The sequence below is a fragment of the Priestia sp. 179-F W1.4 NHS genome (genome assembly GCF_045369295.1).
In the GTDB taxonomy this organism is placed as follows: Bacteria; Bacillota; Bacilli; order Bacillales; family Bacillaceae_H; genus Priestia; species Priestia zanthoxyli.
The window spans coordinates 948,026-973,189 of sequence record NZ_JBIQFF010000001.1 but is presented as its reverse complement, the minus strand read 5'-3'; the positions used below and the strand labels follow the sequence as shown (position 1 = coordinate 973,189).

General features: G+C 39.0%; 22 protein-coding genes and 1 tRNA gene. 6 read left to right on the top strand and 17 right to left on the bottom strand.

Annotation, left to right across the window (positions count from 1 at the left end; translation table 11 throughout):
* Nucleotides 1–22 precede the first annotated feature (22 nt).
* The 3 genes from ACH0CI_RS04965 to ACH0CI_RS04955 all read right to left on the bottom strand — a co-directional run bounded on the left by ACH0CI_RS04965 (nt 23) and on the right by ACH0CI_RS04955 (nt 2,677).
* On the bottom strand, nt 23–601 hold the full coding sequence (locus tag ACH0CI_RS04965; protein WP_013084584.1) for a suppressor of fused domain protein: 579 nt from the start codon (nt 599–601) through the stop codon (nt 23–25).
* A 225-nt stretch (nt 602–826) separates the two neighbouring features.
* Nucleotides 827–1,927, bottom strand: coding sequence for a M24 family metallopeptidase (locus ACH0CI_RS04960; protein ID WP_406900949.1), 1,101 nt, complete (start codon nt 1,925–1,927; stop codon nt 827–829).
* Between the two features lie 75 nt (nt 1,928–2,002).
* Entirely contained in the window at nt 2,003–2,677 is a 675-nt protein-coding gene (locus tag ACH0CI_RS04955) for a hypothetical protein (RefSeq protein ID WP_071271495.1), read from the bottom strand.
* 312 nt (nt 2,678–2,989) lie between these two features.
* Here ACH0CI_RS04955 and ACH0CI_RS04950 point away from each other — a divergent pair, with 312 nt between their 5' ends.
* Together ACH0CI_RS04950 and ACH0CI_RS04945 are read left to right on the top strand one after the other, a co-directional pair.
* Entirely contained in the window at nt 2,990–3,946 is a 957-nt protein-coding gene (locus ACH0CI_RS04950) for an LCP family protein (protein ID WP_371388465.1), read from the top strand.
* A 225-nt stretch (nt 3,947–4,171) separates the two neighbouring features.
* Nucleotides 4,172–4,537 (top strand): hypothetical protein, encoded by a 366-nt coding sequence (locus tag ACH0CI_RS04945; RefSeq protein WP_028415028.1) that lies wholly within the window; start codon nt 4,172–4,174, stop codon nt 4,535–4,537.
* 27 nt (nt 4,538–4,564) lie between these two features.
* Here the strand turns inward: ACH0CI_RS04945 and ACH0CI_RS04940 are convergent, their stop codons facing one another.
* From ACH0CI_RS04940 to ACH0CI_RS04920, 5 genes are all read right to left on the bottom strand, one after another.
* The gene (locus ACH0CI_RS04940) at nt 4,565–5,083 is read right to left on the bottom strand and encodes an NAD(P)H-dependent oxidoreductase (protein WP_028415029.1); all 519 of its coding nucleotides are present in this window, start codon (nt 5,081–5,083) and stop codon (nt 4,565–4,567) included.
* Between the two features lie 140 nt (nt 5,084–5,223).
* Nucleotides 5,224–5,970: a YwaF family protein gene (locus tag ACH0CI_RS04935; protein WP_406900948.1), complete on the bottom strand. Its 747-nt coding sequence runs from the start codon at nt 5,968–5,970 to the stop codon at nt 5,224–5,226.
* Between the two features lie 306 nt (nt 5,971–6,276).
* The gene (locus tag ACH0CI_RS04930; RefSeq protein WP_406900946.1) at nt 6,277–7,800 is read right to left on the bottom strand and encodes an ABC transporter permease/substrate-binding protein; all 1,524 of its coding nucleotides are present in this window, start codon (nt 7,798–7,800) and stop codon (nt 6,277–6,279) included.
* On the bottom strand, nt 7,800–8,750 hold the full coding sequence (locus tag ACH0CI_RS04925; RefSeq protein WP_028410979.1) for an ABC transporter ATP-binding protein: 951 nt from the start codon (nt 8,748–8,750) through the stop codon (nt 7,800–7,802). The genes ACH0CI_RS04930 and ACH0CI_RS04925 overlap by 1 nt, the downstream gene beginning before the upstream one ends.
* Before the next feature lie 265 nt (nt 8,751–9,015).
* Nucleotides 9,016–9,088, bottom strand: a tRNA-Thr gene (locus ACH0CI_RS04920).
* A gap of 209 nt (nt 9,089–9,297) precedes the next feature.
* Here ACH0CI_RS04920 and ACH0CI_RS04915 point away from each other — a divergent pair.
* The gene (locus ACH0CI_RS04915) at nt 9,298–10,350 is read left to right on the top strand and encodes an aromatic ring-hydroxylating dioxygenase subunit alpha (protein WP_028415032.1); all 1,053 of its coding nucleotides are present in this window, start codon (nt 9,298–9,300) and stop codon (nt 10,348–10,350) included.
* Nucleotides 10,351–10,382: 32 nt separating this feature from the next.
* Here the strand turns inward: ACH0CI_RS04915 and ACH0CI_RS04910 are convergent, their stop codons facing one another.
* Nucleotides 10,383–11,906, bottom strand: coding sequence for a DHA2 family efflux MFS transporter permease subunit (locus ACH0CI_RS04910; RefSeq protein ID WP_335706747.1), 1,524 nt, complete (start codon nt 11,904–11,906; stop codon nt 10,383–10,385).
* 265 nt (nt 11,907–12,171) lie between these two features.
* Here ACH0CI_RS04910 and ACH0CI_RS04905 point away from each other — a divergent pair, with 265 nt between their 5' ends.
* Entirely contained in the window at nt 12,172–13,092 is a 921-nt protein-coding gene (locus ACH0CI_RS04905) for a TetR/AcrR family transcriptional regulator (RefSeq protein ID WP_325075037.1), read from the top strand.
* A gap of 109 nt (nt 13,093–13,201) precedes the next feature.
* On the opposite strand, the gene ACH0CI_RS04900 is transcribed toward ACH0CI_RS04905, so the two are convergent.
* The 6 genes from ACH0CI_RS04900 to ACH0CI_RS04875 form a co-directional block, all read right to left on the bottom strand.
* Entirely contained in the window at nt 13,202–14,023 is an 822-nt protein-coding gene (locus tag ACH0CI_RS04900; protein WP_335706746.1) for a carbohydrate ABC transporter permease, read from the bottom strand.
* Between the two features lie 16 nt (nt 14,024–14,039).
* Nucleotides 14,040–14,942 carry a carbohydrate ABC transporter permease gene (locus tag ACH0CI_RS04895; protein ID WP_034270586.1) on the bottom strand — a complete coding sequence of 301 codons (903 nt, stop codon included), beginning with the start codon at nt 14,940–14,942 and terminating at the stop codon, nt 14,040–14,042.
* A gap of 23 nt (nt 14,943–14,965) precedes the next feature.
* Nucleotides 14,966–16,207 carry an ABC transporter substrate-binding protein gene (locus ACH0CI_RS04890; RefSeq protein WP_028415036.1) on the bottom strand — a complete coding sequence of 414 codons (1,242 nt, stop codon included), beginning with the start codon at nt 16,205–16,207 and terminating at the stop codon, nt 14,966–14,968.
* A gap of 72 nt (nt 16,208–16,279) precedes the next feature.
* Nucleotides 16,280–18,400, bottom strand: a complete 2,121-nt coding sequence (locus ACH0CI_RS04885; RefSeq protein WP_335706745.1) for an amylo-alpha-1,6-glucosidase — start codon at nt 18,398–18,400, stop codon at nt 16,280–16,282.
* Nucleotides 18,401–18,487: 87 nt separating this feature from the next.
* Entirely contained in the window at nt 18,488–19,504 is a 1,017-nt protein-coding gene (locus tag ACH0CI_RS04880; RefSeq protein WP_028415038.1) for a LacI family DNA-binding transcriptional regulator, read from the bottom strand.
* Nucleotides 19,505–19,650: 146 nt separating this feature from the next.
* On the bottom strand, nt 19,651–20,925 hold the full coding sequence (locus ACH0CI_RS04875; RefSeq protein WP_335706743.1) for an ATP-binding protein: 1,275 nt from the start codon (nt 20,923–20,925) through the stop codon (nt 19,651–19,653).
* A gap of 271 nt (nt 20,926–21,196) precedes the next feature.
* On the opposite strand from ACH0CI_RS04875, the gene ACH0CI_RS04870 reads away from it, so the two are divergent.
* Both ACH0CI_RS04870 and ACH0CI_RS04865 read left to right on the top strand, forming a co-directional pair.
* Nucleotides 21,197–21,961, top strand: a complete 765-nt coding sequence (locus tag ACH0CI_RS04870; RefSeq protein ID WP_335706742.1) for a sulfite exporter TauE/SafE family protein — start codon at nt 21,197–21,199, stop codon at nt 21,959–21,961.
* 233 nt (nt 21,962–22,194) lie between these two features.
* Complete coding sequence (locus tag ACH0CI_RS04865) at nt 22,195–23,547, top strand: cation:dicarboxylate symporter family transporter (protein ID WP_406900945.1); 1,353 nt, start codon at nt 22,195–22,197, stop codon at nt 23,545–23,547.
* A 27-nt stretch (nt 23,548–23,574) separates the two neighbouring features.
* Here the strand turns inward: ACH0CI_RS04865 and ACH0CI_RS04860 are convergent, their stop codons facing one another.
* Nucleotides 23,575–23,970 carry a hypothetical protein gene (locus tag ACH0CI_RS04860; protein ID WP_406900944.1) on the bottom strand — a complete coding sequence of 132 codons (396 nt, stop codon included), beginning with the start codon at nt 23,968–23,970 and terminating at the stop codon, nt 23,575–23,577.
* 70 nt (nt 23,971–24,040) lie between these two features.
* Entirely contained in the window at nt 24,041–25,012 is a 972-nt protein-coding gene (locus ACH0CI_RS04855) for an NAD(P)H-dependent flavin oxidoreductase (RefSeq protein ID WP_335706739.1), read from the bottom strand.
* Nucleotides 25,013–25,164 lie beyond the last annotated feature (152 nt).

Below are 25,164 nucleotides of genomic sequence, written 5' to 3'. Positions count from 1 at the left end.
TCTCAGTCGGCGCTCTTTTTGTTTATACAACAGATCTTCTTTCTAAATTGAAGACATTAACCTGCTCAGCATCAAAGCGGCTTAGCAACGAATCTACTCCGTACTCAAGTGCAAAAGCACGTTCATTTTCTGAAATCGGAACGGCCTGCAGGAACGTTACTTTTTTATCAGATAGTTCAATCGTTGAAAAATTATCCCATAAAAACGGCGGAATCAGCAAAATGTGCTGCATATGAAAGCTGTCATCAAGGACTGCAATAACGTCTTTATAAATAGCTCCTGGGAAAATGGAGACATGAGATTTCATCATATGGAAAATACAGTTTGCTAAAATAGCAGAATAAATACCGAACTCCTCATGACAAGCCCCAACGATTTCAATTCGAAGCGGGATTCCTCCAACTGTATAACCTGTCGGACATTGATGTCCACCGAGCGTTGCATACGCGGTTACGTCTTGACGCGGATGATTTTCACATGCCACAACGTGAATACCATGCTTTTTTCGTTCATCTGAATAATCTTCAATTCGGTCCTTTTGACCAAATACATCTATTGCTTTATGTATAATTAATTCTTCATCTTTTGTAAAATTACTCATAAAAAAACCTCCTTGCTTGCGACCTTAAAAAGTCCCCTACTGTACAGCATATACTACCGCACTCGCTTACGATATAGTTTTTAGAAAATGTGATAGAAATGTTATCGTTTCGTAACATACTATGAAATTGTCTCAAGAAGCAAACAAGAAACCTTAACCAATTTTTTCTTTTCCCATAAAAAAATAGAGCCTGCACCATGGCAGCCTCTATTTTTTATGACATTATTATGAAATAATTTGTAATTCTTTTGGGTACTTCGTTAACGTTTCGTATCCATCTTTTGTGATGATTACATCATCTTCAATACGCACGCCTCCGAGTCCTGGAATATAGATACCCGGTTCAATCGTATACACCATGCCTTCTTGAAGCACATCATCATTGTTGCGGCTCATTGAAGGAAACTCATGCACGCTGATACCAAGACCATGACCAAGACGATGCAAGAAACACTCTCCATACCCTGCTTCTGTAATAATATTGCGTGCTACCATGTCCAAGTCGCCAATGCGAGTGCCAGGCTTGGAAGCTTCAAGAGCTGCCTGCTCGGCGCGCTGTACCGTTTCATAGATTTCTTTTTGCTTATCATTAATCGACTTGTACGCGACTGTACGCGTAATATCTGAACAGTATCCATCTAGCACTACACCTAAATCGAAGAGAACCATATCTCCTGGCTTTAACGTGCGAAGACCTGGGTTCCCGTGCGCTTCTCCCGTTTTTTCACCAAATAACACCATCGTTGAAAACGACATCTCACGAATTCCTTTTCGCTTTAGCTCGTATTCAATTTTAGCCAGAACATCCATTTCCGTAACGCCTTCTTTTAAGGCAGCTACGCCTACTTCTACGCCAAAATCAGCTAATGCAGCTGCTTTTTGCAGAATCTCAACTTCACGCTCATCTTTAATTAAACGCAGCTGATTTAATTTCTCTTCTGCTCCGACTAGCTCAGCATTTGGATATAAATTAAGCAGTTCTTCAGCTCTCGCATACAGCAGCTGCTCTTTCTCTACAGCAACTTTTTTCACATCCATTACGTTTCGTTTATGTAAAGCTTCTTTAATAAGTTCCCAAGGATTTTGATGGTCTTCATATCCGATCACATCAAATTTCCAGCCGGCTTCTTTTGCTTGACCCACTTCCATTGATGGACAAACAAGCATCGGCTCCGCTTCATTAAATAAAAATAAACCAAGCAGACGCTCATGCGGATCCGTGTGAAATCCAGTTAAATAAAATACGTTTTCAGTTGACGAAATAAAGGCCGTTTCTACATTCTTTTCCTTCAGCCATGATACGACTTTTTGCAAACGTGCTTCCATTAAAAAAACCCCTTTCATTGTGCAATATTACTATTATAACATAGTTATTTAGCAATATTGTACAATGAATAGAGGTTAAGACAAAGCCGCGTGAAGAGTAGTAAGCTGCTCTTTAATCGCTTTTCGCTGAATACTTACTTTCATCAGCCAGCCATTTTCTCCGTATCTATAAATAAATTCGTACGTACCTTTAGGAAAATATTCTTTTACCAGCATGTCTCGGTTTTCAACAAATCCCGGATCGCCAATAAAATAGTTACCTTCTTCAAGCGGGAGCTCATGAACTTTTTTTTCTAGCTGCTTCTCTTCGTCTTCGTCATCATCTATCACAATGTGCAGACCACTTTCATCACGCACAACGTCAAATTCACCGTTTTGTTCAAGCTCAAGCACCGGCACCACTTGTCCATTTACCGTTAGCAGCTGCTTGGTTCCTTCAAGGACCTGGGACCAATGATCATCGTATAAAGTAGAAGAATAAAAAATATAGCCCTGAGATTTATATAATAAAAGCAGCTGTTCAAAATGATTTTTCACTTGTTCTTTATCAAACAGAATAACAAAATGCTTTCGATAGAAAAAACTTGTAAAAGGCAGAATAGACGATTGATTAAGCTCTTTAATTATTTCAGCACTATCCTTACCTGAAATAATAGCTCCGGTCAATTCCCCCGCGCCATAAGGTTTCCAATGACTTAACGCCGCTTCTGGAATCAGCACAAGGTTCGAAGATGACACATATATACTCATTCGCTTCACTCCTTTTTTCTACACTTAGACCTATATTTGATTCTCAACAAACAGAGACTTTTCTCATATTCCACTCTTAAAAGACAGAACTTTTTCCCTAACTATGATAGATTATAACAAATATCCTCGAAAAAAATAACCTTTATTTCCTCTTTCTTCTATTTATACCCTTCTCTTATTTTAGCTGTCTTCGCAGATTTACTAGTGAACGTACTTGCTAATCTAATTCCTTAGTGTTAATTTTATTATGTCGTTTTATAATTTTTTGCATAATTGGCTTCAAACAAAAAAGTATTAATATTTTTGAATGCGATGGTGAGACATTTGGAAGAACGTACAGAACGTAAACAACATAAAAGAAAAAAGCAAAGAAAAAAGAAACGCTTTAGAAAGCTACTTCTTTTCTTTCTCATTCTTGTAATCGCCGCTGGTGCATATGTGTATTATCAATACCAACAAGGGTTAGCAGAAGCAGACGGAGCTTTTGGGAAAGATGGACAGTTTGATTTTAATGGTGCAAGTGCCAATTTAGATAGCATGAATGTGCTGCTTCTTGGAATTGACTCTCGAGGTGAAGAACATTCGCGTGCCGATACAATTATGATTGCTCATTATGACAAAGACAGCAATCAGCCTAAAATTGTTTCTTTGATGCGTGATTCATATGTGGATATTCCTGGACATGGCAAAAACAAATTAAATTCAGCCTATGCATTTGGCGGGCCCGAACTAATGCGTAAGACAATTAAAGAAAATTTCGGCATAGATGTAAACTATTATGCCGTTGTTGATTTTAAAGGTTTTTCTAAAGTTGCGGATACGATTGCCCCTGAGGGAATTACGGTTACCGTGCCACACGAAATGTCATCAGGAATTGGCATGACGCTAAAACCTGGAAAACAAACTCTTCACGGAGATAAATTACTAGGATACGTGCGATTCCGCCATGATAGCCAAAGTGATTTCGGGCGCGTGAAGCGTCAACAAGAAGTGATTGGTAAATTAATGGATGAAGCTCTTCAAGTAAAGACACTGGCGAAAGCTCCTAAGCTATGGGGTGTCATTGATCCATATGTGGATACAAATATTCCGCCAAAAACATTTATTGTGATAGGAAAAGATTTTTTAGTTGGAAATCAGCCAGATTTAAAATCTCTTCGTTTACCGGTTGAAGGTTCCTATTCAAATGAACGAATATCCGGTATTGGTGCTGTTTTAAGCATCGACCTTGAAGAAAACAAACAAGCGTTACAGTCATTTTTAAATTAGGAAAAGGTGTCCATTAGAGGACACCTTTTTTTATACTATTCAAAAAAACTTCTGTTTTTCCTCCCTATCCTTCAAAAAATTTTCAGCTTCGACAAAAAATGGAGATAAAATAGAGTTGTTTTCTAGAAAACAGCCGTTTCTTTGGAGTTCTATTTTTTCTCCTGTATGCGTATATGAAAAGAGAAGGACTTCTTTTTTATATTTTTTAGTCAAGGAGATGAAATGATGAAATTATATGGTTTTCAATCTGAAGAAGAGCGTTCCTTTCTTCATTCTACCTATAAAGTAAACCCATTGCTTTCTCATACTGGAGATGTCAAAATCAGCTTTTTATCTTTTCAAGAAAATGATTATACCCCCCGTCAAGAAGCTACGATTCCACAGCTTCTTTTAGTCGTTCACGGGGAAGGCTGGGTAGCTGGCGATAACGGACTAAAAATTTATATCAAACAAGGTGAATCAGCATTTTGGAGAGCTGGGGAATCTTTTGAAGTCGGGAGTCTAACGGCTATGACAGGACTACTGATTGAAGGATTAGATATTGCTCCTCAAAAGCTGCTTACTTCTTTCTCACGAACAAACGCAAATTAAAAAGCCGCTTTGACGCGGCTTTTTTTATTATCTTAGTAATTGAGCGTAGTTTTCTGCGCTATCTTGAATAACTTTGTCACTCAGGTCACCGCCTGCTCCTTGAAATAAAAATGGAGTTTGGAACTTCATACCTGTTAAATTTGCCATAGCTTGGAAAGGAAGAAGCAGATGATTCATTGGGTAACGGTTGTATCCCCCTTCTTGATAAGCTTCTGCAGGGCCTCCTGTCGAAGTAGCTACGACAAACTCTTTTCCCTGAAGTTTAGTACCTTTGCTTCCATAAGCCCATCCGTATGTTAAAACAACATCTTGCCACTCTTTTAAGAGTGCTGGTGAGCTGTACCAGTAAAATGGAAATTGGAAAACAATACGATCGAATTGAACAGCTAACTCCTGCTCTTTTTCTACATCAATTTTGAAATCGGGATAGTTTGCGTATAAATCATGAACGTACACATCCTCCTCTTTTTTTACTCGCTCTGCCCACGCTTTATTAATACGAGAAGATGCTAGATTTGGATGCGCTAAAATAACCAGTGTTTTCATTTTGATACTCTCCTTCTGATGTCTGTGCTTGCTTTTTTCTTTTCTATTTTTTACGCTTGCCTCTCACGGCTTGTTCACTCATTCTTTCCTTTTACTTCAGGAAATCCGAGTTCGTTTACACTTATAAATTACCAGTATTATCATTCTGCTTCAATAAAATTGACTTTGCTTTTATCACCTTTAATTTTTTTATGTACCCAAAACGGAAGATAAAGGACAAGAAAACTAAGAATCATAATTCCTTCAATCCATACTAAATACCAAGGATGAGGTCCAAGAACATCCAGCAAGGAAGCGTGCTCTGGCTTTTTCATCATGTATAAATAATTCGCACCCAGTAAACGATTCATGAAATAGATAAAACCTCCGTACAGATTAACAAATACTACGCTTACCCATAAAGAACGAAACGTCGGCTCATATCTGCAGGCAGCAATTAGCATACAGCAAGCAAGTACCAAACCGCCATGCGATACATAGAACTGCACATAGCGAAACTGGGCATACGCATAGCCGCCAAGGTCTGGGGTAATCATCGCTTGAACAGAGCTGCTGATTCCTGCGAAGTACACAAAATAAAAAAGAAATCTGCTTTTGGTTATCAGCATAACAGCAGCCAGCAGCACGACTATATCACTCAGATGAAGAGGCAAAGAAGTTTCAACGGACCACTGATGACATCCGATTTCCCAAGCCTGGTAGGCCGTTTCTGAAGCAATTAGAACGAGTGAAAGCAAAATGAACACAAACCTCTTTTTTCGCAGCTGCTTTCGACACAAAAAAATAACTGTTCCTATGATCACGATAATGGCTAAAGTTACAAGGTGTTCAACTGAAAAAAGCTGAAAAGAATGTTGTACAGGATGACACGCAAAAAATGAATTCATAACGGCGCCCCCTCTCCATCAAAAAACAAATTTGGTACCTTTAGCTTGTTCATAAAATCGTATTTTCATTAATGCTTCTCTCACAGCAAAAAGAGATTGAAACATAACGAAATCACGCCAATATAAAGAAGAACAAATGGGGTAAATGATCGAGTATGAATTGCCTCTTGCGCTCCAATCAATTGCTAGAAGCACCTACATATATGAAAGCCACGTCCACCATGCCAATAAAAAGATCCGAACGATTTATCGTTCGGATCTTCTTTTAGCTAAAATACTTTTGTACGGATCGTTTTGTCTTCATTTTTATTTTTTAATTAATCCTTTTTTCAGTAAGAATTGATGAGCGACTTCTTCAGCCGTTTTTCCTTTTGCATTTACTTGATAGTTCATTTCACGCATTTCGTCGTCACTGATTTTACCACCCAGTTGATTTAAGATTCTTTTCAGTTCAGGGTGCTCTTTTAGCGTATCTTCACGAAGTACAGGCGCTCCTTGATACGGAGGGAAGAACTGCTGGTCGTCTTTTAAGACTTTTAAACCAAACTGTTTGATTTCGGGATCCGTTGCGTAAGCATCAAGCATGTTAATATCGCCTTTTTCAACAGCGCGATAGCGAAGCTTCGGCTCCATCGTTTTAATATTCGGGAAAGTAAGGCCATATTCTTTTTGAATGCCTACGTAGCCGTCTTCACGATCTTTAAACTCAAGCGTAAATCCTGCTTTTACTTTATCTGTTGCATTTGCCAAATCTGAAATGGTCGTTAGATTATTTTCTTTGGCAAATTCTTTTGTCACGGTCAATGTGTACGTATTATTAAACTTCATTGGATCTAAATAGACAAGCCCGAATTTCTTTTTAAATCCTTCTTTTGCCTGCTTGTACACCTGTGTTTCATCTTTGCTGTCCGGCTGTTCCTTTAGATGCGTCACAATGGCTGTCCCCGTATATTCAGGGTACAAATCAATTTCCTTGTTACGCAGAGCCTCAAATACAAATACCGTTTTCCCAAGCGACGAACGAAGGTTTACTTTCATATCGGTTTGATCTTCAATTAATTCTTTGTACATATTGATTAAAATATCTTGTTCTGCACCAATTTTCCCTCCGATAACAAGGTCTGGTTTTGTTGCGCTCATCGCTGCAAACGGAGAAACAAGAATAAGTACTAATACGATGATCATGATGAACGAGCGTTTTTTGGACCCTTTTTTAGCAGAGTGTTCAATCGTTCGCAGAATTCCATCAAAAATAAGCGCTAATAATGCTGCTGGAACGGCTCCTAATAAAATCAAACTATTATCGCTTCGGTCAATACCAAGCAAAATTAAGCTTCCGAGTCCGCCTGCTCCGATAAGAGCCACGATTGTCGCTGTACCAATAATGAGTACCATCGCTGTGCGAATTCCGGCCATAATGACAGGAAGCGCTAGAGGAAGTTCTACTTTGATTAATCGTCTCCACGAGTTCATCCCCATGGCTTTGGATGCTTCAATTAAAGATGGGTCCACTTCTTTAATTCCGGTATATGTATTTCGTACAATAGGAAGAAGCGAATATAAAAACAGTGCAATAACCGCGGGAAAGGTTCCAATTCCGACAAGAGGAATCAGTAATCCTAATAAAGCGAGTGAAGGAATGGTTTGCAGTACGGCTGTTACGCCAATGATCGGTTCAGCAATGCGGTCATGCCTCGTTAAGTACAGTCCAAGCGGCACTGAAATTAATACGGCGATCACAAGAGCCAGTAGTGAAATTTGAATGTGTTCAAGAAGAGCTTGAAACAGGGCATCTCCTCGTTGATCTAATAATGCGCTTAGTGCATTCATTACAGCGTTCCTCCTTCTTTCGTTTTATCAGAAAGAAACGCTAATAGAGTTTTGCGCGTTACAACGCCAATGCGTTTGCTCCCTTTTTTCACAGCTATTGCTTCATGGTCGTAAAGGGCGTCCATTGCCTGCTGAACAGTGGCGGTTGAAGCTAGCTCTTCGGTAGGTTCTACGTCTGGCTGTTCACTTTCTTTGACAAACATATCCAATGTCTCAAATAAAGTATTTCCTTGATTTCCAATAAATGTTTTCACAAACTCATTTTTAGGCTTTTGAATGAATTCCTCCGGGGTGCCAACTTGAACAATTTCCCCATCTTTCATCAGGCAGATACGATCTCCAAGCGTCATGGCTTCGCTCATATCATGCGTAACAAACACAAATGTTTTTTTGATTTTTTCTTTTAAGCTAATAACATCTTGTTGAAGCTGTTCGCGGCTTAACGGATCGAGGGCACTAAAGGGTTCGTCCATTAAAATAACGGGAGGATCAGCTGCGAGGGCACGTGCTACACCTACACGTTGCTGCTGGCCACCTGAGAGCTCAGACGGCTTTCGGTTTCGATATTGCTTTGGGTCTAGTCCTACCAAGGTAAGCAGTTCATCAATACGCGTTTTGATTTTGTTTTTCTTCCAATGCTTCATCTCCGGTACAATGGCTATATTCTCAGCAATGGTCATATGAGGAAAAAGAGCAATCTGCTGTAGCACATAACCAATGTTCCAGCGTAGCTCATGTATGTTGTGGTCCGATACGAGCTTATCTTTTATGTATAGTTCTCCTTCGGTAATATCATGAAGACGGTTAATCATTTTTAAGGTGGTTGTTTTTCCACATCCACTCGGACCAATTAAAACGAAAAACTCTCCTTCTTTTATTTCTAGATTAATATTTTTCACGGCGGTCGTACCGTCTGGATATTGCTTTGACACATTCTTAAACGTAATCAAATTATCGTTCACACTCCCTGTTGAAATTTAACCCCTAGTTTCGTGTACCCAATACTTAGAGGTAATAAACATTCTTTTAAGAATATTTCTAAATATGATTCATAAGACATAGTGGAAAAGATATACATGTTTTCTAACAGCCTCCTAATAAGGCTATCAAACTGTTAAAGTTTTCACAAGGCGGGGAAGAATAATTCGGAGAATAAATTTAAAGCCAATCCAAATAAAAAAACCTTCTTTCAACAAGAAAGAAGGTTTTTGAGTATGCTAGCGACAGGGATCGAACCTGCGACCTCTTGCTTACCATGCAAGTGCTCTACCTACTGAGCTACACCAGCGTCTTGGAAAATTATATCACGTTTAAATTTATTTAGGAAGCGCTTTTTAAATTTTTTTATTGGTATATTCTCTAATTTGCGTCTTCTGAAATTCGCACTTTCTACAAAGTTCCATATTTCATGTTAGAACTTCTTACATAAATTGTGTGAATTTTCTTTTTTTATATTACCCTTAGTAAAATAGCTTACAAAAGAAGGGAAGAAAATAGATGGAACAACAACCAACCATGACAAAATCAAAAACGGCAACTCCCTACCCAAGAGACTGCACGTTCAGCCTGGAAGATTGGACGACGCTTGCTAAGTATTGGTACCCCGTCGCACGCTGCAGTGATGTAACAGAAAAACCAACGTCCGTAAAATTACTAGATGTAAATCTAGTTTTATACCGCACCACACACAAAGTTGTAGCGGCACGTGATTTATGCGTTCACCGAGGCACCCCGCTTAGCATGGGCTGGGTGGAAGATGATGAAATTGTCTGTCCTTACCACGGCTTCCGCTACGCAACGGACGGCGCATGCACGTCAATTCCAGCTCACCCTGACGCCAACATTTCTCCCCGTCTCTGTATGGCCGTCTATCCAGTTATTGAACGATATGGATTAGTGTGGACGTCCCTGACAGGAGAACAAGATAACCTGCCTTATTTCGATGCGTGGGAGGACCCTGATTTTCAGCAAATTGTTTGTCCGAGCTTTGATATCATGGGTTCAGCCGGTCGTCAAATGGAAGGCTTTTTAGACGTAGCTCATTTTGCTTGGGTTCACACAGACACATTTGGTGATCGAAACAACGCCTTTGTGCCTAAATATAAAGTAAGCGATACAGACTATGGGCTTCATGTAGAATATACGAGCACCGTGAGCAATTATTCCAAAGAACAGCAGCATTTAAATCCACCTGATTTTAAATGGCTTCGCGTCTTTGATGTTTATCCCCCGTTTACAGCTACGCTAAAAGTATACTTCCCAGAAGGCGCAGAGCTGTGGATTATGAATGCAGTCTCTCCTATTTCAGCCCGCGAAACACGTTTATTCGCGCCAATCGCTCGAAACTTTGACAAAGATTCTCCCGTTGAAGGTGTGTATGACTTTAACCTTCGCGTCTTTGACGAAGACCGTGAAATGGTTGAAAACCAAAAACCTGAAGACTTGCCTTTAGACCTGCAGATGGAAGCGCATATTATGGCTGATCAAACGTCCATCGGTTACAGGAAATTATTAAAGAAAATGGGCTTAAGCTTTAGATATACAAGCTAAAAAAAATCCCCGCTGTCTCAGCGGGGATTTTTTTATTTAGCAAACTGCTCACGTGCTGCTGTTTCCTTTATCACTTCATCTTCACTTGCCGGCGTTGCGCGTTTCATGAAGAATGAAAGAATTAAGGCAACCACCACTAGGACTACTGAGACAGCAAACGCATCGTTAATCCCTTGTACCATTGCCTGCATCCCAATCTGTTCTTTCATTTGAGCTGCCCCGGCTGCGGTTGCATTAGCTGCTCCTGCTCCGCTCATTGCATCTTGAGCGAGCTCTTTTGCATGAGTAGCTGTACGGTTTGACATCACCGTTACTAAAAGAGCCGAACCAATGGCTCCCGATACTTGTTGAAGCGTATTGTTCATCGCAGTACCATGCGGATTAAAACGCTGCGGAAGCTGATTTAATCCGTTTGTCATAACCGGCATCATCACCATAGACATTCCGAACATACGAAGCGTGTAAAGCGTAATGAGCGTTGTATAGGTCGTATCAAGCTCTAAGTTACTGAAGAAATACGTCGTAACGGCTGTAATCGTTAGACCCGTTACAGCCAATGCACGCGCTCCGAATTTATCAAATAATTTTCCGGTAATCGGTGACATCACACCCATTAGCAGCGCACCTGGAAGCATTAGTAATCCTGAATGAAGAGGAGAAATGCCCCGTACCGTTTGAACATAAATTGGCATTAGCAGCATGGCTGAGAATAATGCCATTGTGATCACCATCGAAATCGTTGATGATAAAGCAAACATTGGATATTTAAAAATGCGGAATTCAAGCATCGGTGTTTTAAGCTTGAACTGACGTGTAATAAATAAAATCAGAGCCACAGCTCCTACGATAATGGTACCGTATACTTCCACAGAATCCCAGCCTTTATCCCCTGCTGAGCTAAACCCGTATAGAAGTCCGCCAAATCCAATTGTAGATAGCAAAAGGGATAAAAAATCCAAATTGATTTCCACTTTTTCTTTTTTGTCTTTTAATAGGAAGAAAGCGCCTATTAATACAATGGCTGCGATTGGCGTAACAAGGTGGAACAGCATTCTCCACTCATAGTGTTCAATTAGCCATCCTGATAATGTAGGACCAATTGCCGGAGCAAAAATCATAACTAAACCGAAAATCCCCATCGCAGCTCCGCGTTTTTCTAATGGAAAACTTGTGAGCAATACGTTCATTAAAAGCGGCATCATAATAGCTGCGCCTGACGCTTGAATAATACGAGCGGTTAACAACACAGAAAATACGGGCGAAGCACCTGCAAGTATTGTTCCTGCTGTAAATAAAGTCATCGCCGTTAAAAATAAGCCTCTGACAGAATAGCGCTGAATTAAAAAAGCGGTAGTTGGAATCATAATACCATTCACTAACATATAACCAGTAGAAAGCCACTGGACAGTTGACGTTGTCACATCTAAGTCTTTCATAATAGACGGCAGCGCCACATTTAATAACGTTTCATTCAATAATGAGATAAAAGCGCCAATTAACAAAATAGCAATTATGCCATAAGGCGGCTTTTCCATTTGATTTATCGATCGACTCATTATTGTACCTCCTTATACTTTAGGTTCATTTTTTTAGACACGTGTTCTACATAGAGTATATTATACTGTGAGTCCAATTTATGCAAGTGAAAAATCTTACGTTCACGTTCTTTATTTTCTCAACTTTTTTAGTCCTATAATCCTTTTATACCAATAAATTGTCGTGATATCGTTCAGTTTTCTGAAAAGAACATTTGTGTAAACGCTTTAAATCATGTATCATGAAGTTGGACCATGAGTCTAATTTTACATTTAGGTGATAATAATGAATAATCGAAAACAGCAAGTTGTAAAAAATGCACACCATCTCTTCGTTGAAAAGGGATTTCAAGCTACATCCATTCAAGACATCATTGATTATAGCGGCATTTCAAAAGGAACATTCTACAACTATTTTTCTTCAAAAAATGAATTGTTAATCGCTGTTTTTACCTGGCTTCATACAACAATTGAACAAGAGCGCAATCAGCTGCTGGTTGGTAAAAGTCTGACCGATGTAGATGTATTTATTAAACAGATCGATGCGCAGATGAAAAACCATCACAAACATAAATTTTTTACGTTACTTGAAGAAGTATTTGTTTCTAATGATCCTGATTTAAAAGCATACATAAAAAAAACCCAGTTCATTGAAGTAAACTGGTTCTACAAACGGTTTATTGATTTATTTGGACAAGAAAAGAAACCTTATCTGCTAGATTGTGCAATTATGTTTCTTGGCATGCTTCACCGCAACTTTCACTATAATTTTATGGTCAATGGTACAAAGACTGATCCCCATGAGATTATAACTTACAGCGTTAAGCGTCTGCTTCCTCTTGTAGACGAAGTAGCAAGTTCAGGAGACATTTTGCTCGATCCGCAAACGATCAAAGAATGGCTTCCATCTTGCCCAAATACTAAAAATCAAATAGAACAGGACATTTCCGCAGCACTTATCGATTTAAAAAAGCAAGCTCACAAACAATTTACGGATGAATTCGAACGTCAAAAATGCACAGAGCTTATTAGTTTTATTGAAGAAGAGATGTTTAAACAATCGAATCCACGCAAGTTTGTTGTGGATAGTGCCCTGCATTCATTAAAGCAGCTGCCTGTTAACAACAGTAAAACGAACCTAGAGGAACTGCAAACGATGATTGATCAGTATGTGAGTGAACTTCAATCAACAGCTAGAAGCAACTAAACATATGAAATTCACGCTCACCATAACAACAAAAAACGAACGATTATGATTTTTTAATTAATCGTTCGTTTGTAATTCCAACTAAAATACTTTTATCCCAGCCTCTTTTTTATTTTCCTCCAGTAAACGAAATTCCTTTAATGAAATATTTGTTAAAAAACGCATAAATGAGCAAAATTGGAAGTGTAAAAACCATGGAAGCTGCCATAATATAGTTCCAATAACTGATATACTGACCTTTAAATGTGTTAAGACCTAAAGTCAACGTGAACATATTTTCATCAGACATCACAATTAAAGGCTTCATAAAATCATTCCAAAACCCCATAAATACAAAAATCGTTTGTGCTGCTAAGGCAGGTTTTGCAAGTGGAAGGACTATTTTGAAGAATGTTCCAAACTTCGATAACCCATCCAACTCCGCTGCTTCTTCAAGCTCTTTTGGGAAATTAATAAAAAATTGACGCATCATAAATATAAAAGTCGCATTTACCATTCCCGGTACAATCATTCCCTGATAGGTATTTAACCAGCCTAACTCTTTTAAAATTAAAAAATTAGGAATCATCGTTACTTGTCCAGGAATCATAAGCACCGCTAAAATAATAATAAATAAACTTTTCTTTCCCGGGAAACTGAGGCGTGCAAGGGCATAACCAGCCATTGAGTTAAATAGCAAATTCAGAGCTGTTCCTACTACGGCAATGAATAAGCTATTAAACATCCAGCGAGGGAACAGCTTTTGTTCCACAAAAATTTGTTTATAGTTGTCTAGCGTAAAGTGTTTCGGAATAAAGTTCACCGTACCTGACACAATTTCTTCTAGCGTTTTAAAAGAAGCTGACAGCGCCCAGATAAATGGAATCAGAGTAATCAGCGCGTATATGCTGAAAATCGTATATAAAATGAGGACTCCTGTTTTTTTCTTCATCTTTTTCTTCCCCCCCTTAGTACATACTTTCTTCTTTTGAAAACTTTCTCTGAATAACCGTTGCCACCAAAATCACGAGCGCCAGCATAAAGGCTAGTGCTGCAGCATACCCCATGGTACCTAAATTTTTAAATGCATATTGATAAATAAGCAGAACAACAGTCAGAGTCGAGTTATTAGGACCTCCTGAACCTCCTGAGAAAATAAACGATTGATCAAATAACTGAAACGTACCAATCAGTCCCATGATCACTACGAATGATGTAACCGGTCGCAGATTCGGAACTGTAATATGCCAAAATCGTTGAAATACATTAGCCCCATCTAACTGAGCTGCTTCATAAAGCGAATCTGGTACGTCTTGCAAAGCTGCCAAATAAATAACCATAAAAAATGGAGCTGTTGCCCAGATGTTCATAATCATAATGGCAATCAAAGCGACCTGAGGATCTCCAAGCCAATTGTAAGTTGGAAGACCAACAAACTTTAGAAACTCGTTCACAATCCCATTCTGATTGTACATCCACATAAAAATAAGCGTTAATACAGCCGATGATGTAAGTGTAGGTAAAAAATAAATAATGCGAAAAACTTTTTCTGCTTTTAGCCCTGCATTTAATGTGGCAGCCAGTATAAGTGCCAATGCGGTTTGTACCGGTACAACAATTACTACATACTTCACCGTATTCCAAAGAGCAATTTTAGCTTTCTCATCTTCAAGAACCTTCATGTAGTTCTCAAGCCCTCGAAAATGAAACTCAGTTCCTCCCAGCAATTGAACTTTATGTAAAGACAAAAAGATGGCATAAAAAATAGGTGCAATAACAAACAGCAATAGTACAAACAGTGTAGGTGTCATAAAAGCATATCCTTGCCCTACATCACGAGGTTTGTACGTTCGTATTTTTCCGTCTTTCATTTCCTCCACTCCCCCGCCGAGCCTTATTCATAAATACTAATCTCTTGATTTGCCTGCTTTTGTGCTTTTTTCAAAGCTGTTTCTAAATCACTTTGTCCCAAAAAGGCGCTTAAAAACTGGTTATTAAAGTTATTCATGATAATAGGCAAATACGGACCATCTTGCCAGACAGTTGCATAAGCAGCTCCTTTTACTAATGGACCTCGTTTTTCGTCTTCAGCAAAACCAAGCTTATCCGCTACGGATTTTCTTGTTGGCAATGCATAACCCTTGCTTGTCCAAGTTTCCATTCCTTCTTTCCCGGTTAAGTACTGAATGAGCTCCCAAGATGCTTTTTTCTTTTTTGAGTCAGCATTCATTACATACGCGACCGTAAATGCCATCGTATTTTTGTGACCGTTTATTGTCGGAACTTCCGCTGTACCGTAATCAAGTTTTGGGAAGGACTCCTGTAAAAATGGAATCATCCAATTCCCTTCAATCACCATAGCTACTTTTTGTTGTGCAAACATATCCGTACCTGAATTTGCGCCTACATCAGAGGGCTGTACAGACGTTTTATCTTTTAAATGCTGATCGATGAGCGGCTGAAGAGAATCCACGACTTCTTTCGTAGCAAAGTTTGCCTTATTGTTCTTTACAACGTCTCCTCCGTTTGCCTGCGCCATGTAGAAGATACGCGCTAATTCCGGCGTGACACCAAACGCTTGAATCCCTTTCTTTTTAAATACTTTTGAAACTTCTTTAAACTCATCCCATGTTTTTGGTACTTCTACTCCTGCTTCTTTAAATAGCTTTTTGTTGTAAAATAAGCCTAATGTGGAGTAATCTTTTGGAAAACCATAAGTCTCTCCATTTTTTTGAAACGCTTTCAATAATGGTTTCTCAAAATCCTGAACATCAAAATCAGATTTTACATAAGAATTTAAAGGTTCTAAAACCCCTGTATTAATAAGACCCGGCGCTTCAAGTGCATCAAGATAAAAAACATCTGGACCATTTCCACCTATTAAACGCGTTTTTAAAATATCCATGTATTGATCAGTGATTACTTCATGCTTCACATGAATTGATGGATGGAGTTTTTCAAAGTCTTGAATAGTTTGATTAAGCAGCTTCGTCTCTGTTGGGTTGCCTCCCCAGCCGGCTAATACAATTTCGACTTGACCATTTTCCCCAGAAACTTCTTGTACATTTGAACATCCAGTTAAAGCTGCTCCAGCCACTGCCAGAACCAAACTTAAAGCGAGTATCCACTTCTTCATTAGCTGTCTCCTTTCATTTCATTGACCTGCGGCTTATTAATTGACGCTTAATAAGCCGCGGTCGAAGTAACATTAACCTACATAATTTCTTACTTTACATTGAGATAGAAGCTCGTATTTTGTCGTATTTTCTTTCACGTAAATAATAGTTTCGCTTTCTTCTTTTTTAACCGTTAATGAAAGTTTCCCACTGCCAATCACAAGGTTTTCTACAGAGATTTCATTCATATCGTCTATGAGCAAAGGATTTATCTGTATAGTACCTGCTGTACTATCAGGAAACAGTCTCAGCATCGCCTGTACGAAAGCTAAAGGCGTGCCGGCTGCCCAAGCTTGAGGTGAGCAGGCAACGGGATATTTGACAGGCTTGCCAAGGTTACTTGAATAGCCGCAGAATAGCTCTGGAAGGCGGTCGTATTCAAAATGCTCAACTGCATCAACCAGCCCTTTTATCACTTTATTGACTTCTGTTTGCTTGTTCGCTTTACTCAAACCGAGAACAATTAAACTATTATCGTGCGGCCAAATGCTCCCGTCATGATAACTCATTGGATTATAACCCGCTTCTCCTTCTGCCATTGTACGAATTCCATATCCCGAAAACATAGATTCTGATACTAGCCTTTCCGCTACTTTGTTCAGCTTCTCCTCATCCATCATCTCGGTTAAAAGTACATGACCTGGATTTGACGTAATCGTTCCTACTTGATGTTTATGTTCATCAAGTGCAATGGCATAGAATGACACGTCTTCCATCCAAAAGGCTTCATTGAACTTTTTACGTAGCAGCTCAGCTTCTTCACGTAAATTATTTGCTTCATTTGTTTTGTTTAACTGATCATATAAAGAAGCAATACCCATTTTCGCTTGATATACGTAGCCTTGTACTTCCACTAAAGCAATAGGAGTTTTTGCATATTCACCGCTGCGATGGACAACAGAATCCCCTGAGTCTTTCCATCCTTGGTTAGCAATTCCTTTACTTGATTCTTGATGGTATTCAAGAAATAAATCACCGTCTCGATCTCCATATTCATTGATCCATGTCAAAGCTCCATCGACAGTCATTTGCATTTCTTTTACAAACTCGAAGTCTCCCGTCCACTTCACATATTCCGTTAACAAAATTAAAAATAATGGTGTCGCGTCAACTGTTCCGTAGTATGGAGTAAAAGGTATTTGATTTGTGTTGGCTAGTTCTCCGTAACGTATTTCATGCATAATTTTACCCGGCTGTTCATCACGCCATGGATCATTTGCCGTTCCTTGATATGCTGCCATAGTACGTAACGTTCCTTTTGCTACTTCCGGATTAAAAGCCAGCATTTGAAGCGCTGCAATTAGACTATCCCTTCCAAATGGCACACCAAACCAAGGCAATCCAGCTACAGGAAAAGCACCGAATCCTACATCCGTTAGCAGTACGCGCAGGTCGTTAAGTCCTCTTGTAATAAGGCGCTGCATTGTCGGATGATCGGTTGTCACTTTTGTAGAAGATTTTTCCCACTTTTTATATGACTGCGTTAGTAAACTAAATGCTTCACCAGCTGATAAAATATTTTCATTGATGTCTTCGCCCATTTGCGGCTGAACCATTAATGTAATTTCTTCTTCTTCCTGATGGTTCAGTTCGAAAGAAAACATAACCTCTCCTTGTTCATACACGTGTAAGGCTTTTTTATCCCAAGAAATCCGTGTCGAACGCTTGATATCATCTGATCCTTCGTATGTATATATTAAACTGCTTTCCCCTTTTATTTGCCCTGTTCGTTTTCCGACATTTCCAGTTTGAAAACCTCTTACGATAAACATATCGTTAAAATCGACATCTGCTTGGATACTTAATGTAAAAGCAATTTTTTTAGGAAAATAACTTTTCAATTTTATTTTTTCATAGAAAATACCCTCATATATAAAGCGCTTTCTTTCTATTTCTACAGACTCTCGCCACAGCGATAGTTCTCCTTCTTTTTCCATATGCGGATTAGTAAGAAGAATTGTGGCTAACAGGTTTTCGTCGGCACTTGAGGACAATAACACAGGATCTGTACCGTTAATTTTCAAATGAAATTTGCTCAAAAAACGCGTATCTTTCATATATAGCCCTAAACCATACTGATGGTTTTCAGTGATATTTCCTGCTTGATCTGTTAGTAAAAATAAGTCATTTTCTTTAATCACACGGTAATCCATTTCCATCCCCCTAAATTTCACCGAAACGTTTTGGAAAAATGAAACACAAAACCGAAACGTTTCGGTTTTTACATTATATAAAAACCACTAGCCGTGGTTTTTAGCTGTTGATTCTCGAATAATCAGCTGTGTATCAAGATAACGCTTCATATTTGTTTCTTTTCCTTCTAGCATCTCAATTAGTAAATCTGCAGCTTCATAGCCAATCTGATATACTTCCTGCCCTACAGTCGTCAAATTTGGAGACGAGTAAGAAGCAAGAACAATATTATCATATCCGACAATCGAAACGTCTTTTGGTACATCAAGGCCAAGTTCTTTGCATGCTTTTAATGCTCCCAGTGCCATTAAATCACTTGCACAAAAAATAGCGGTGAGCTCTTCATACTTATTTAAAAGCTCACTGGCAGCTTTCTCTGCTTTCTTTTCTTCAAACTTTCCGCTTACAACCCATTCAGACCGAAACGACAAACCGCATTCTTTGAGGGCTTGTCTGTATCCATTGAGACGTTCTTGGCTGACAAATGCGTCTTCATGTCCGTTAATCATCCCAATATGCTGATGGCCAAGACTCGCTAAATGTTCAACCGCTTTTTTAGCTCCCAAGGCATTATCGGTGGTGACATAGCCTACTGAACTAGAATGGACGGGAATATCAACTAAAACACAAGGAATATCGCTTTCTACTACTTCTTTTAAATAAGGATCTTCTTTTTTGATGCCCTGAATAATTGCCCCGTCCACTCTTCGCTCTCGACAAAGCTGAGTATACGTTTTTTCTCGCTGCATCATCGTGTTTGTATTAAATAAAATCAAGTCATACCCCAAAGTAGATGCACGCTCATTTACACCGCACAATACTTCAAACGTGAAATTATCTTTTACGCTCTCTCTGCTGATGCCTGAAACTAGTAGTCCAATTGTCTTTGACTTTTGCATAACCAATCCTCGAGCTAACGTATTGGGGCTATAGTCCAGCTCTCTTGCTACGGCTGCAATCTTTTGCCTTGTTTTTTCATTTACATCTGAATAACCATTTAAAGCCCGAGACACCGTTGTTACAGATACGCCGGCAACTCGCGCTATATCTTTAATCGTTGTCAATCAAAATTCCTCCAAAACGTTTCGGATAACTTTAAATAGATTGTAACGCTTTCATTTCTTAAATTCAATACTTTTTTAATAATCAGTTTACTTTTATCTATTTTTAAAATTTTTGCATATAAAAAAAGCAGCCCTAAAGCTGCTCTTTACTCACAAAGAGGAAATTGAAGTGAAAAGCACGTTTCTTTTCCTTTTACGCTAGACACACTTACTTTTCCCTTCATATAATGAATAATACTGAAAGATACCATCGTTCCAAGCCCCGTACCTTTTTCTTTTGTCGTAAAATACGGTTCGCCTAACCGGTTGATTTGTTCTTGCGTCATACCGCAGCCCGTATCAATAATATCAACGATAACAGCTCCGCCTTCTTTTCCTACTTTAATAGTTAACGTGCCTCCGTTTTGCATGGCTTCAATACTATTTTTAAATAAGTTGATTAGACACTGCTGAAGCTTTCTTCTTTCTCCCATTACAAAGAACTTCAATTCTTCGTCGAATGTAAAATCAATAGCGACCCCGTTCATATTGGCAAGAGGCGTCATAATATGGGTGACGTGATGAATCTCTTCTGAAATATTCATTTTTTCATTTCGTTCCGGAGCAGAATTGGCAAACAGCAAGTAATCATCAATGATTTCTTTCGCACGGTCTAGTTCATTAATCGCAATGGAAATGTAGCGTTTTTTAGCGGGTTCTTTTTCATCTTCTTGGAGCATTTGCATAAACCCTCTGCTTGCAGTTAGAGGATTTCGCACCTCATGAGAGATGCTGGCGGCTAAATGACTGACAATTTCTAGCTTTTCTGCTTTCATCAGGCGCTGCAGCACTAGTAAATTTGCCCGTATCGCTTCCCACAGTATGGTGATCACAAACATGCCTGCCACATCTAAAACAGCAAACTGAACCCACACGCTAATAGGAATGCTTGTTACGTGCAAGACAAAAATAGATACAAGCATAGCTAATAAAGAACCGACTACGCTGAGACAGGTGCTCACGATAATTCTATTTTTTAATGAGAAATGTAAAAAGTATTTTGTTATGAAAAATAAAGGAATGGATAAAATCGGAAGAGCAATTAATGTTGATAAAAACCCTACATCGTACCCGCCAATTAGCAAGCGCAGCAGTAAAATAAAGACAAAAAGTAAGCTTCCTAGCGGCCAGCCTCCATATAACGTTCCTAAAATATAAGGAATTCTTCGTAAATCCATTCGATAGTCATCCGGGACATAAGCTCCGTTAACCGGAAACAAAAGGCAGAAGATAATAGCTAAAATCGGAAATACCGCGATATAGTGATCTTTCCACCAATGAACTTTTTTAGCATACTTGATCAAATAAAACATCTGCACTAAAAACAGCGCCAATAAAATAAATAAAAAATTAATTAACAAATCTTTCGTGACAAAACTCATGCATTCACCGGTCTTTCAAATGATATAAAAATAAACTCTTTTATTGCATTTACATTTGTAACACAAATTAGAGCGTAATCATAGATAAATAAACGTATTCTATTTACTTTTTTATAACTTCCTATGACTTTATCGTCCGTTCCCTAAAATAGTGAAGGCTAAGAAAACCTTTTCAACTCCACTAAAAATATTCAGAATTTTATTTACATATGAGTTACAATGCTCTATAATCAGATCAATGTACTTGGTTTTGAGAGTAGGAGGACGAAATATGGAACTATCAATTACCCTAATGGGATTATTCGTTGGAACCCTTGTAGGCTTAACGGGGGTTGGAGGTGCCGCTTTATTAACACCTTTACTGATTGTACTCGGCATTAACCCTTCCATTGCCGTAGGAACAGATCTTGTCTACAATTCTATCACAAAATTATTCGGAGTCGCTCAGCACTACAAACAGCGAACCATTAACTTTAAATTAGCAAAATATTTAGCTTTCGGAAGTATTCCGAGCGCTGTGCTGGCTATTGTCACACTTCATGCATTCCCATCTTTTCACGAGCATCAAGAAACGATTATTAAGCACGCTCTCGGGTACGTCATGACGCTGGTTGCCATCTCAATTATCTTTCGCGTCTTTTTTGATAAATTCATTCGCCCAAATCGGTTTCAGGAAATGGACTTAAATCAGAAAAAAGGATTAACAATCGGAATTGGCGTAGTCTTTGGGTTCATTGTCGGACTAACATCGATTGGTTCTGGCTCATTATTTGCCATTGCAATGCTGTACTTATTTAAGTTAAAAACATCTGAGCTGGTTGGTACTGATATTGCACATGCGTTTCTTCTCGTTACGGTGGCTGGTATTTTAAATGCAAGCTTTGGAAGCGTTGATTATATGTTGACTGCTAACCTATTAACTGGATCTATTCCGGGTGTGTTACTCGGAAGCCGTTTATCAACGAAAGTGCCTTCAAGACCGCTTCAAGCCATTATGGCGACCATCATTTTAATTAGCGGAATTAAACTAATTTAATAAATAAAAAGCACATGCCTTTGTATGTGCTTTTTATTAGTTTTTTTAAAGATCTACATTAAAAATAATAATGTTTTAAACCACTCCCTTCCCTTCTTATACACTTCAACTAATATTTTTATTGAATTTTAGTCAAAGAGACCAATGACACCCCAAATAACCTTACGTTAAAATGTAAAAAAACATAACATCTATTGTAACATCAAAAAAATTGTACGACGAAGGGAGAACACATGACACAAACAGCGGCAAAAAGTAAGCAAAAACCTTTTTATAAAGGTCTTTTCTTTCAAATTATGATGGCAATTGTACTTGGCGTAGCCGTAGGATATCTATGGCCAAGCTTTGGAAATGCTGTGAAACCAATTGGGGACGGTTTTATTAAGCTCATCAAAATGCTGATTGCTCCTCTTATCTTTGGGGTAGTCGTTGTCGGAATTGCCAAGGTTGGAAACATTAAAACAGTTGGGCGTATCGGTGGAAAAACCATTCTTTACTTCGAAATTGTCACAACATTCTCTCTACTTATCGGTCTATTAGTAGCAAACGTAATGAACCCCGGCACCGGTATGAATGTTGATCCTTCAAGCTTAAGCACAACTGAAGTGGACGCAAAGACAAACGGCTCCGAACTTCCGAGCGAAGGTGATTTTTTTCTTAATATGATTCCAGACAGTGCAGTTGGTGCTTTTTCAAACAACTCCATGCTTCAAGTGCTTTTAATTTCGTGTTTGTTCGGAATCGCTCTTGTCCATATAGGTGGAAAAACAGCGGAGACCCTTCTACACGTATTAGAAAAAGTAAATGATGTGTTATTTAAAATTATGGGATACATCATGAAGTTAACGGCTCTTGCCACGTTTAGCGCCATGGCATTTGCAGTCAGTCAGTACGGTCTTGGAACACTTGCTGCATTTGGAAAACTATTTATTGCTATGACAATTGCTTGTCTAGCATTTGTTCTTGTTTTAGCTGTTATTTTACAAATCTATTTAAAATTAAGTTTGTGGAAAGTCATTCTATATATACGAGAAGAAATTATGCTGGCATTTGCTACGGGTTCCACTGAAGCCGTTATGCCGCAGCTCATGGATAAATTCGAACAAGCAGGATGCAACAAAGCAGTCGTTGGCCTTGTTGTGCCTACCGGCTATTCGTTTAATCTAGACGGTGCTTCTATCTACCTGTCTCTTGCTCTTGTCTTTTTAGCACAAGCAACGGGCGTGGACTTGAGCCTGACAGATCAGCTTTTAATGCTTGGGGTCCTGCTTCTTACGTCTAAAGGAATGGCTGGCATTCCAGGATCAGCCTTTGTTGCTCTTTCTGCTACCGCAGCAGCAACCGGATCCATTACGGTAGCAGCCGTTGCTCTGATGCTCGCTCCTGATCGCTTTATGGGTAATTACCGGACAACGGTCAATATTATTGGCTATGCGGTAGCTGCTTTTGTTATCGCAAGATGGGAAAATTTATTAGACCTACAAAAAGCAAATGATGTGCTGAACGGAAAAATTGCGTATCAGCCCAAAAATGCTGAAATTTCTCTCCCAGAGAGTATTCGAGCCGCCAATGAAAAAGCATTTTAATAAAAAAAATTCCTGGCCGAGACAAGTCTATTTTGCTTGTTTTTCGGGCAGGAATTTAATTGTTACATGAAAGGCTTTTTGCTGAAAATTATTTTCTTCGAGTATTTTATATACGATTTGTTTAATCGTTTCTTGCGTTTTGGCATCAGCTGAAACGGAAGGCTCCATATACACATCCAGCTCTACTCTGTCTTTTGAGTAAAGGGAAGAATTCACACCCCTTGATTCATAGCCCGCTTCAGTTAAACCGCCGCTGATTTTATGCCAAATATCCAGTTTGTCCATTTGTTTAATAACAGGTTTTGCCTCTTCGTATGCTTGTGCTTGTTCTGTTTTTGACACTTCTTCTTTTTTAATAAAAACTGCATATCCTGAACCTACTACTAGAAACGTCACAATAGCAAATGCTCGCATTCTTTTCATTCTCTCACCTCATTTAGAGATATAGATTATAAATATGCAAACAATTGCTGCAGTATGACGGCTTGTATCTCTACTTCTTTTCTACTATACTCAACAGTCGTTTAGAACCGGCGTGCACTTCTTCTATCATACTGTCAAACAGCTCTTGCACCGTTGGGATACTGTCAATCAGTCCAACGACTTGGCCTGCCCATCCATAGCCTTCATCGATTTTATTTTCATAAATATACCGGCAGTTTGCCCCTCCGCTAATGACGTCTTTTAACTCTTCGTATCTCTCTCCTTGCTTCTCACGCTTAATAATGTCAAGAGTGTAGTGGGACTTCAATACGCGTCCAGGTGCCCCGAACGAACGTTTAATAACCACAGTATCCGTTTCTTTTGCTTCTATAATAGCTTGTTTATACGCATCATGGGCATCTACACATTCTTTTGTCGCGATAAAACGTGTTCCCATTTCTATCCCTTCAGCGCCTAATGATAACGCTGCCAATAATCCTTGTCCGTTTCCAATCCCTCCGCTTGCCAAGACCGGAATTGACACAGCCGCAGCTACTCGAGGAATTAATACCATTGTGCCTAGATCCTCACGTCCGATATGTCCTCCGGCTTCTTGCCCTACTGCCATGACAGCATCTGCTCCTAGCTTCTCAGCTTTTTGAGCTTGACGTACGTTGGCTACAAGTACGAGCGTTTTAATTCCCGTTCCTTTTAATCTTTCAAAAATAGGTGCGGGATTTGCTCCTGTTATGGAAATAACCGGAACACCTTCTTCTACTGCTGCGTCGAGAAGTTCTTTATAAGAACCTTCTGTTTGACCTCCAACAGCAAAATTAACGCCAAAAGGAAGCTCAGTTAAAGAACGTACTTTCTTAATTTCAGCTCGAAGTTTCTCAGGTGTTCGGAGCGTCATAGCTGTAATTTGTCCAAGCCCGCCTGCATTTGAGACAGCAGCCGCAAGTTCTGCGTACGCTAGATACGCAAGACCTCCTTGTACAATTGGATATTGAATTCCTAATAAATCTGTTACCCGTGTTTTCATCTATGTATCCCCTCTCCTTTTATTTTTGTATTTATGAATACTTATTCATAATCATAACAAGAAAATAACGGATTTCCTACGAAAAAATTCCAACATTTCTGTTTGCGTCAACTTTTGACAGGGTACACATTTTGTAATGATTATCCATTGAA

Bases quoted from the DNA above. Each gene is read 5' to 3' on its own strand.
- ACH0CI_RS04885 (WP_335706745.1), bottom strand. From the start codon at position 18,400: ATGGATTACCGTGTGATTAAAGAAAATGACTTATTTTTACTAACAGAT.
- ACH0CI_RS04865 (WP_406900945.1), top strand. From the start codon at position 22,195: ATGACACAAACAGCGGCAAAAAGTAAGCAAAAACCTTTTTATAAAGGT.
- ACH0CI_RS04860 (WP_406900944.1), bottom strand. From the start codon at position 23,970: ATGAAAAGAATGCGAGCATTTGCTATTGTGACGTTTCTAGTAGTAGGT.
- ACH0CI_RS04910 (WP_335706747.1), bottom strand. From the start codon at position 11,906: ATGAGTCGATCGATAAATCAAATGGAAAAGCCGCCTTATGGCATAATT.
- ACH0CI_RS04905 (WP_325075037.1), top strand. From the start codon at position 12,172: ATGAATAATCGAAAACAGCAAGTTGTAAAAAATGCACACCATCTCTTC.
- ACH0CI_RS04895 (WP_034270586.1), bottom strand. From the start codon at position 14,942: ATGAAAGACGGAAAAATACGAACGTACAAACCTCGTGATGTAGGGCAA.
- ACH0CI_RS04955 (WP_071271495.1), bottom strand. From the start codon at position 2,677: ATGAGTATATATGTGTCATCTTCGAACCTTGTGCTGATTCCAGAAGCG.
- ACH0CI_RS04965 (WP_013084584.1), bottom strand. From the start codon at position 601: ATGAGTAATTTTACAAAAGATGAAGAATTAATTATACATAAAGCAATA.
- ACH0CI_RS04855 (WP_335706739.1), bottom strand. From the start codon at position 25,012: ATGAAAACACGGGTAACAGATTTATTAGGAATTCAATATCCAATTGTA.
- ACH0CI_RS04940 (WP_028415029.1), bottom strand. From the start codon at position 5,083: ATGAAAACACTGGTTATTTTAGCGCATCCAAATCTAGCATCTTCTCGT.
- ACH0CI_RS04935 (WP_406900948.1), bottom strand. From the start codon at position 5,970: ATGAATTCATTTTTTGCGTGTCATCCTGTACAACATTCTTTTCAGCTT.
- ACH0CI_RS04950 (WP_371388465.1), top strand. From the start codon at position 2,990: ATGGTGAGACATTTGGAAGAACGTACAGAACGTAAACAACATAAAAGA.
- ACH0CI_RS04890 (WP_028415036.1), bottom strand. From the start codon at position 16,207: ATGAAGAAGTGGATACTCGCTTTAAGTTTGGTTCTGGCAGTGGCTGGA.
- ACH0CI_RS04915 (WP_028415032.1), top strand. From the start codon at position 9,298: ATGGAACAACAACCAACCATGACAAAATCAAAAACGGCAACTCCCTAC.
- ACH0CI_RS04960 (WP_406900949.1), bottom strand. From the start codon at position 1,927: ATGGAAGCACGTTTGCAAAAAGTCGTATCATGGCTGAAGGAAAAGAAT.
- ACH0CI_RS04870 (WP_335706742.1), top strand. From the start codon at position 21,197: ATGGAACTATCAATTACCCTAATGGGATTATTCGTTGGAACCCTTGTA.
- ACH0CI_RS04945 (WP_028415028.1), top strand. From the start codon at position 4,172: ATGAAATTATATGGTTTTCAATCTGAAGAAGAGCGTTCCTTTCTTCAT.
- ACH0CI_RS04900 (WP_335706746.1), bottom strand. From the start codon at position 14,023: ATGAAGAAAAAAACAGGAGTCCTCATTTTATATACGATTTTCAGCATA.
- ACH0CI_RS04930 (WP_406900946.1), bottom strand. From the start codon at position 7,800: ATGAATGCACTAAGCGCATTATTAGATCAACGAGGAGATGCCCTGTTT.
- ACH0CI_RS04875 (WP_335706743.1), bottom strand. From the start codon at position 20,925: ATGAGTTTTGTCACGAAAGATTTGTTAATTAATTTTTTATTTATTTTA.